Origin of the sequence: Nostoc cf. edaphicum LEGE 07299 (assembly GCF_015207245.1) — a bacterium.
In the GTDB taxonomy this organism is placed as follows: Bacteria; Cyanobacteriota; Cyanobacteriia; order Cyanobacteriales; family Nostocaceae; genus Nostoc; species Nostoc edaphicum_B.
The window spans coordinates 1-8,727 of the sequence record NZ_JADEXF010000086.1; the positions used below are offsets into that span (position 1 = coordinate 1).

Genomic DNA, 8,727 nt, shown 5'->3' on the forward strand with positions numbered 1-8,727 from the left:
GTTCTAAAGGAGAAAGGTTGGCGTTTTCGTTACGAGAAATAATTCTGCCGGGAATTCCGACAACTGTGCGATCGCTGGGGACATTCTGCAAGACAACGGAACCTGCGCCAATACGGACGCGATCGCCAATTTGCAGATTACCTAAAACTTTTGCACCCGCCCCAATCACTGCATTTTTGCCGACTGTGGGATGACGCTTACCAGTTTCTTTACCAGTTCCGCCAAGGGTGACGCCCTGGTAAATTAGTGTATAGTCGCCGACGATCGCAGTTTCGCCAATGACTACTCCCATTCCGTGGTCGATAAACACGCCCTCACCAATCTCTGCACCTGGGTGAATTTCAATACCTGTCAAAAATCGCCCTAAGTGAGAAATTAAGCGAGGGATAAAACCGACTCCTCGACAATGTAACCAGTGAGCAAGACGATGCAAACATAGCGCGTGCAATCCAGGGTAGCAAAACACCACTTCTAGCCAATTACGTGCTGCTGGGTCGCGCTCAAAGATAATGCGAAAATCACTCAATAATGGCTCAAAAAAAACGCCAGAGAGTAAATTTTTCAGCATGGATGTACGGGCAGAATTCTGCGTTTTGGTACTTGGGGAATCGCTAATACTGTCTAAAGACTGTTGCATCGGTAATGTCTATCTGGTAAAAGAGTCATCTGCTATTTTTATGCTTATATCAGGTGACTTCCAACTCGATAGAAAACCCAATGCTGATTGGATTTATTGGATTGATTGAAGTTGTACTCAAACGCCGAAACCCCGACTCCAGATAAACTTAAAATTTGTCTTGGGGTAGGGGCACTAGTATTTAATGATGGGGGTACTAGTATTTTTGGGGCAGGGGTTAAGAATTTCTGTTCACGCTACAAGAAACTTTACCCGTAAGCATTTGCTAAGATTTTATCAAGATATTTTGCAATATATTAAGCTGTACTCAGATGCACTCAAATATGAATTTGGTAAGGCTATAAATCTGTTTTCTGTATATCCTATTACTATTAGTATCTTATTATTGGGTAAGACAAAAGACAGGTTTCTTTATTTTCTTTTAGGATTTGCTGTCTGTATGTATGTATACGTTTCAAAATATAGTTATCGCTCATTGCGACTGTTTTCTTATTATATAGATGTGTGGGAATAGCGATCGCAAAATCTTAGAACAGCAGAATAGGTAAATGTTCTCATAGCGCCCCTACTCAAGAAACCTGTAGAGATGGATTCATCCAGTTCAAATACTCGTTAACGGAGATAAAAGGTGGATTCATCCGGTTCAAATACTCGTTAACGGAGATAAAAGGTGGATTCATCCGGTTCAAATACTCGTTAACGGAGATAAAAGGTGGATTCATCCAGTTCAAATACTCGACGACGGAGATAAAAGGTGGATTCATCCAGTTCAAATACTCGTCAACGGAGATAAAAGGTGGATTCATCCAGTTCAAATACTCGACGACGGAGATAAAAGGTGGATTCATCCAGTTCAAATACTCATTCACGAGTATCAAAAACTCATTCTGATTAAATCAAAAATTTCCCCTCAGACTATAAGTCTCTTTCTCAATTACAAATTACGTTAACATCGCGGGGCGTAGCCCATTACGAATTACGAATTAATATCACGCTCTTGGTCGCAACAATTGGACAAAGGTATCACTCACAGTATGGTCTTTGGTATCGGCGGCATATTGAACTAATTTTTCTTTCAATTCTGTGGCAGCATCTAACGGGAGTAAGGTTGCTAGCAAAAAGTAGACACCACGAAAACGGGGGTCGTCCATGTGGTCAATGAGACGGTTTTTAGCTTCCTCACTCTCGCCGAGAAAGTTCTGCACCAAAAAGAAATCCATAATCTTATCGTGGCGGAAGTACCATTCTCTCTTGGCTTCGCCTTTTTCGTCTTGCCACTGACGGCTGACAACCATTTTATATTTATCGTCTTCCAAAGACTGTAATACCTGGTAAAATTCATCCGCAGGTAAAGCCTGTTCATCCTTCAACCGCATTTGATAGACAGCATCGGAGAATTTTTTCAGCGGAAATTCCTGGTTCCACTCTTGCAAATATTCTGCTGCCATCAATTGATATTGATGTTGTTGCAAGTGAAATAAATCGGGGTATTCACCTTGGGATAGCATCAGGGCTACCACAGTTAAATCCATTGGATTAGAGAGAACCTTCTCAATCGCGCTTAATTCTTGTGGTGATTGCTGATTACTGAGGGCTTTGGTTAAAAAACTAGCAGTGGCTTGCTCATAATCAGTACCTTGAACTTTGGCATTTTTGGGCAATCGTGGCTGACGGGAAATCAGAAATTGCTGAATTTGTGGTTCTTCAAGGGGGAGCAATTTATATATTTTGGCTGTTGAGGGTGGTGTCCACTCTAGGGGTTGGGTGGTCATGATGATGTTACCCCGGAAATAGCTCTCGGCAAACTGACAGATTTTTGCTCTGGTATCGGCGGTAACTTCATTGAGTCCGTCAATGCAAATATCTAATGCGCCACTGTAAATTAAATTCTTGAGAAAATCAGCATCTTGTGCTTGTCCGTGCAGCTTGGCTTGAATTGCCTCAATTACCCCTTTGTCACACTTGTGTGCAGGTAGATAAACCACAAGCCGCCCAGAAGTTTTTACTAAATAGCGCAGAAACATCGACTTACCTAAGCCAGAATCACCTTCCAAGATGACTTGTCCTTTGATGCTAGGTAGCGCTTGAGTAATTGGTACGGGTTCATCTACACCGGGAACTTTCACTTTAGAATTTGGGAAGTAAGCTTCGGGGTTAAAATTATCTAACCCGGCATCGGCTAGTAGGGAAGGCTTGAAGGGTTCAAATAACTTTTCGCGGAAAAAGGGAACCCAGGTGAGAATTAAGCCGACGTAGCCGACACCGAGAATGCGCCTTACCCAAGGATTCCAGAAGAAGATGGCTTGAACTTGGGGAAATTTGGGATAAGCAAAGATGAGGACAAGCCAAAAGGCAGCATGAATCAAAATAGTAGTTCTGGCGTTGAACAACCACTGCCAAGTTTTGAGATTAACTATTACTGATTGCAGCGAATCAGCTTCGTTGTATTTGGCCTTTTTGAGGGTATTGTGGTGAGTTTCTAAAATAACAATATCTTGCGGTCGCCAAGAGACTTTTCTCGCAACTATAGCAATTTGCTTTGCTAAGTCTTCCCGTAATCGTGCTAAACCTTGACTAGGTTCCCAGACTTGGGCAAAAAGTTTGAGAGTTTTATCACCTTGATCATGGCTCAATTGAGCAGGAATTGCTTTCGGTCTGCCCAGCCATTTAAGCAGTGTTTTGACTTCATCAGTGCCGCCACCCAGAAAATATGTCAAAAATCGCCACTGTGCAAATTCTGATTGACCTGCATCATAGATGCTATCCAGAATTACAACAATATTATTCAGGTTGAGTTGTTCTATCTTTCCCAATGCCGATGCTACACGGTAACGACCATCATTGTTAACGGTTTTTTCCTTGAGGAAGTCGAGGATGTCTTTGAAATAGGGTTTGGCTGCCTCCCCCAGATTTCCCAATGCCTGTGCTGCAACGGAACGAACAGAGGATTCAACGGTTTTATCCTTGAGGATGTCAGCAATGTCTTTAACGTAGGATTTGGCTGCCTCCCCCAGATTTCCCAATGCATCTGCTACACCGAAACGAACTATACTGTCAACGGTTTTATCCTTGAGGATGTCGAGCATGTCTTTGAAATAGGGTTTAGCTGCATCCCCCAGATTTGCCAATGCCTGTGCTGCAATGGAACGAACAGAGGGGTCAACGGATTTATCCTTGAGGAAGTCGAGGATGTCTTTGACGTAGGGTTTGGCTGCCTCCCCCAGATTTGCCAATGCCAATGCTGCACTGGAACGAACAGAGGGGTCAACGGATTTATCCTTGAGGAAGTCGAGGATGTCTTTGACGTAGGGTTTGGCTGCCTCCCCTAGATTTGCCAATGCCGATGCTGCACTGGAACGAACAGAGGGGTCAACAGTTTTATCCTTGAGGATGTCAGCAATGTCTTTGACGTAGGGTTTGGCTGCCTCCCCCAGATTTGCCAATGCCGATGCTGCATTCTCACGAACAGTAGATTCAACGGTTTTATCTTTGAGGAAGTCGAGGATGTCTTTGACGTAGGGTTTGGCTGCCTCCCCCAGATTTGCCAATGCCGATGCTGCATTGTAACGAACAGTAGATTCAACGGTTTTATCCTTGAGGATTTTGGCAGCTTCCTGAGCAATATCCTCTAGTTTCTTTCTCAGAGATTTTGAATCTTTTAGATCATATTGAACTAATTTGTCTAGTGCAGACCCCTTTACTTCGTTATATCCATCATGAAGGGCAACAACGATACCGTTAATCTGCCATGCTTCTGGTTTGAGCTTAGGCTGTCTTTTCACACTGCTCACAAGCGTATTATTCCTGTTTATCCCAAGCACTTTCGTGCTTACCCCAGGCAGGGCGAGGAGGAGTGTCAACAGCAGGATAAAGGTAAAAAGGAAAAAGGGCGACGATCGCTTTTTAATTATGTGCAGATACATTTGTATAATTCGTAATTTTATTTATAAATAAAGGCTGTTTCTGCTCTTTCCTTGGTAGGGAAAGAGAAGAGAGTTAAGTTTTTACTAGTAAATCAGGAACCACTACAGTTATCTTTTTATCGTCTGATAACTCAACCTAGCCAGAAATGGAATATTAATGTAATTATTACAGGAATTTAAAAAGATACGCTCAGAGTATAGTACTGAGCTTCCTTGAGCGATGGTGCGACGCCGATAGCGAAGCGTTAGCGAGCCTTCTCCCAAGGGGAGACGCCAAGGGCGAACGAGCGTCATAGCCCATCGTAGACATCGCCTACTCAAACCACTGCACGAGATAATAACAATACCTCGTTCAATTGTTACCGATCATTAATGTCCTTTGATAACCTCTGCAAACTCCTGTCGGAAAAACATCCTGCTACCTTTGCCAGTTGGGTATTAGGAACACCGCAAACTTCCGTCACAGTTCTCAAAACCGAATTGAGCATCGAACCGATTCGCGCTGATTACGTCACATTCCTACAATTAGAAGGACGCATTCTCCATCTAGAATTTCAAACCAAACTAGAATCTACGCCACCCCTACCCCTGCGGATGCTAGATTATTGGGTACGCTTGTATCGTTTGTATCGTCTACCGATAACGCAAGTTGTTGTATTACTGCTTCCCCCTGCACCAGGAACAGTAATTGAAACTGTCTTCTGTGTCGAAACTACCCGTCATGAATATCGCGTGATTCGCTTATGGGAAGAAAATCCTGAACTATTCCTCAACGATCCTGCTTTGTTGCCATTAGCACCACTGACCGCAACCACGCAACCTCAAGGATTGTTGCAACAAGTTGTGAGAAAAGTTAGTCAACTTGAGCCAAGACAACGACCAGAAATTTCTGCTTACACCCAAATCTTAGCGGGGTTAAAATACAATCAAGACTTGATTCGACAATTATTTCGGGAGGGTATGATGCGCGAGTCAGTGATTTATCAAGAAATTCTCGCTGAAGGCGAACAACTAGGAGAACTAAGAGGACGAAAAGCAGAAGGGCAATTACTGATTCTCCGTCTGCTGACTCGACGGGTGGGAGAATTACCTCAATATATGCTAGACCGGATTGAAACTCTCTCCTTAGAACAATTAGAAAATCTCGGTGAAGCATTGTTGGATTTTCAGGCGATCGCGGATTTAGAAACCTGGTTTGGTACATTAGACATAGGAGTAAAAATGACGTAGAGACAATTTATTAATTATGCCTACCAAGGATTTCAGGCAACGCATAATTAATTTCACTCCTATGTCTATTAGATGAATTTTTCCATTTGAGCCAATGTTTGATGGCGCTAGGGAAAAAAATAGTTTCAGAAGAACGAAAGCGAGTTGAGCTTGTCAAATCGCCACATTAGAGTTCAATTAACTTGAAGCCCCAAGGTTTGAGAGCCGCTAAAGCTATTTCTTCATTTACACCCTCATAAGCTTCCCATTCCAATGGGTGTTCTTTGGGATGTCCGTCGCCGACATTACCTGCAACTTTAATTATTGGACAGTTGGCGATGCGATCGCGCTCCATTCCTTTTGGAACTACTAGTTGGATTTTGTGCCCGATAAACTTCGCTGTACTATCATTAGCTACAGATTCACGGATTAAACAAATATCACCAGCAGTCCCCCAAGTCGTTTGGTAGATATGGAGGAACGAGATATAAGTTTGTGGTTTGATGGATCTTTTTAGAACGTGCATTATCTGTAATCCTTATACTATGAGTCAAAAATCATAAATCATACAAGTATTTTCTATCACGTTCGTAGGGAAGAATGTTCTTAACTCACATTTTGCACCTAGCCCAGGCGATTAAAAACCGCCTGGTGGAAGATGTAAAGCTCAAAAGACGATAATTGCCCACATACTAACTCCCAAAGCGATCGCTGCTAGGTGTTGCCAAAGGAGCGATCGCACTGGTTGCTTGGCAATCTTTTGCGTTAATAACATAGTCATTAACACGGAGAAAATTATTGTTGCACCTTGCAAAAAGTCAATCACAGCCGGGTGAGCAACCAATATTGGCAATTGTTCGCCACTCAAACCAATTGTCGCAAAGGTTACGGGTAAAATTCGTCCGCCTTCGCTTAAGCCCAAACGTAGATAGTGAGCTAAGTTTCCCCCTAAAACTAATGGGAGATAGCTATATGCAAGCTCTACAAATTTTCGAGGCTTACGGTTAGCGTTGAACAGTTGGAGCAAGCCATAAGCCCCAAAGGTAAGAGCGGCGGGAATAATTAACACTAGCAGCGATAATCCCAAGTGCTGCCAAAAATCAGTTAAATCCAGTTGTAACCCCAGCCAAGATTGCAATTCTGGTAAACGATGTAGATATATACCACCCAAGAGCAAAAACAATAATGCTACTTCATAAGTGCGGGGTACATGAGTTGTCCACAGTTCAATTCCAGGGGGACGCAAGTTGAACTCAACGGAACGATGGGGACAAGCTTTCAGGCAAGTCATGCACAGTACGCAATCTCGGTTATCTTCTAACTGGGCTGGGTGTGAGTATAAAGGACATCCATTCGTTTCTAGCCCTTCGCCTTTTTGCGGCCCGCCTTTATAACACTGATACGTGGTGCAACTGGCAGAACATATCCCTTGCTGTGCCCGGAGTTCCGTCATTGAGAGTTTGGCAAATAAACCATTCATTCCGCCGATGGGACAGAGATAGCGACACCAAAACCGCCGTTCAAAAAGAGCCGAGAAAATCATCGCCCCAGCCGTAATTAACAGCAGCAAACAAGCGCTGAGGTAAGCAGTATTTTCTAAATGCCAGAGTTCTTCCCATAAGAAAATTAGGGTAAATAACCCAAACATGAACCATCCGCCCCATTTCTCAGCTTGTTCTCTCGGCCAGCGCTTGAGTTTTCGAGGCCACAGCCATAAAGATAACTTTTGGGTAATTTCCCCGTAAATCATGAACGGACAAACAGAACACCAGACACGACCCAAAAAGGGAAAGAGAAATAAGAAGAAAGGCCACCACCAAGCCCAAAATAGATTTAATACGAAATTGCGATCGCGGGTTTGCGGCCCAATAAATAATATTGCAACAATGATCGCAAAAGCCGTTGCAGTAAAACCATAATTAATGCGATCGGGCCACCAGTCACTACGTAAAAACCGCCTTAAGGAAGGATAGGCATTTAACAGATTTACCCGAAATCGTTTTTTCTTAGTTTCGGCTGGCCAGAAAATTTCTTCTGTTAATTCATTTGCACCCTCAGCTTGTACGATCGCTCTTTCTACCAGATTTTTCAATTCTTTGAGGTTGCCAGGGAAATCATAAGACTGAAGGCGACGCAAAGCTTCTGGGGTAATGTGCGGTTTAGAAACGCCTCTAGAGCGAGTGTAAAGACTGGTATAATATTCGACTTGTGTCTGAATATCAGCTTTCCGCACCCGTAGCGGTGGTACTTTTATAATGTGACCAATACAGCGTTCAATTGTCGGCTGAGTTTTTTCTGAAACAATGAGAATTCTGGCTTTACTGGGACGAGCTTCGGCTACTGGGTCTCCAGAACGACTGACGGGGGTATATGTACCAGTTTTGAGCAACTGCGTCACGGCAGGTAATAATTCTTCGGGCAATTCTTGGATGTTGTTGAGAACTAGAGTACCTTCCCCCAACCATTCCAACAGTCCGGGTTTGCCACCAGCGCGACCAAATAAATCAGCACCGCTAGTTTGGAGAATACCACAATTTACTTTAATAATTGGTTCTCGCCGTTTGGGAGAACCAAAGTGGATCAGGGCTGCTATATTGTCTTTTTCTAACCCTGGTTCTCCGAAAATATCCACAGATTTACGGTCAGCAGCCGATAAACGAATTTGCTCCCGCAGCCGCACAGCATAGCGACTTGTACCAACAATTCCGCGTTGTGCTTTGGTAACTAGATATGGGCGCAAGGCAATAGAACGTTCTTGTTCATAGCCAAGTGCAGATGTGGCTTGAGCTAATTCTTGGGCCAATTGACGCGAAAAAGCCTGAGCAATTTCGGGGTATTGAGTGACTAATTCCCGAAATTTAGCAGCAGGTACAACCCACAAGTGACATTCGGTTACTGTCGTAATTGTGAATGGAGTTGATTCATCCAACAGCAATTCTTTGAGTTCAATTACTGCAC

At 43.4% G+C, this 8,727-nt stretch carries 6 protein-coding genes; 1 reads left to right on the plus strand and 5 read right to left on the minus strand.

Features of this window, described 5'->3' with window-relative positions:
• The 3 genes from cysE to IQ229_RS04225 all read right to left on the minus strand — a co-directional run.
• On the minus strand, positions 1–637 hold a 637-nt coding region (gene cysE / locus IQ229_RS04215; protein ID WP_194041557.1), incomplete at its 3' end, for a serine O-acetyltransferase.
• A gap of 569 nt (positions 638–1,206) precedes the next feature.
• Positions 1,207–1,485, minus strand: a complete 279-nt coding sequence (locus IQ229_RS04220) for a hypothetical protein (protein ID WP_228013107.1) — start codon at positions 1,483–1,485, stop codon at positions 1,207–1,209.
• Between the two features lie 141 nt (positions 1,486–1,626).
• Positions 1,627–4,560 carry a HEAT repeat domain-containing protein gene (locus IQ229_RS04225; RefSeq protein ID WP_194041561.1) on the minus strand — a complete coding sequence of 978 codons (2,934 nt, stop codon included), beginning with the start codon at positions 4,558–4,560 and terminating at the stop codon, positions 1,627–1,629.
• A gap of 372 nt (positions 4,561–4,932) precedes the next feature.
• On the opposite strand from IQ229_RS04225, the gene IQ229_RS04230 reads away from it, so the two are divergent.
• Positions 4,933–5,790 (plus strand): DUF4351 domain-containing protein, encoded by an 858-nt coding sequence (locus IQ229_RS04230; protein ID WP_194041563.1) that lies wholly within the window; start codon positions 4,933–4,935, stop codon positions 5,788–5,790.
• A gap of 166 nt (positions 5,791–5,956) precedes the next feature.
• On the opposite strand, the gene IQ229_RS04235 is transcribed toward IQ229_RS04230, so the two are convergent.
• Together IQ229_RS04235 and IQ229_RS04240 are read right to left on the minus strand one after the other, a co-directional pair.
• A complete protein-coding gene (locus tag IQ229_RS04235; RefSeq protein WP_194041566.1) occupies positions 5,957–6,295 on the minus strand; it encodes a hypothetical protein in 339 nt (112 codons plus the stop codon).
• 141 nt (positions 6,296–6,436) lie between these two features.
• Positions 6,437–8,727, minus strand: a 2,291-nt coding sequence (locus tag IQ229_RS04240; RefSeq protein WP_194041568.1) for an AAA-type ATPase lid domain-containing protein, incomplete at its 5' end; no start/stop codon positions are given.

Coding starts and splice junctions, on each gene's coding strand:
- IQ229_RS04235 (WP_194041566.1), bottom strand. CDS start 6,295: ATGCACGTTCTAAAAAGATCCATCAAACCACAAACTTATATCTCGTTC.
- IQ229_RS04220 (WP_228013107.1), bottom strand. CDS start 1,485: ATGAATCCACCTTTTATCTCCGTCGTCGAGTATTTGAACTGGATGAAT.
- IQ229_RS04225 (WP_194041561.1), bottom strand. CDS start 4,560: ATGTATCTGCACATAATTAAAAAGCGATCGTCGCCCTTTTTCCTTTTT.
- IQ229_RS04230 (WP_194041563.1), top strand. CDS start 4,933: ATGTCCTTTGATAACCTCTGCAAACTCCTGTCGGAAAAACATCCTGCT.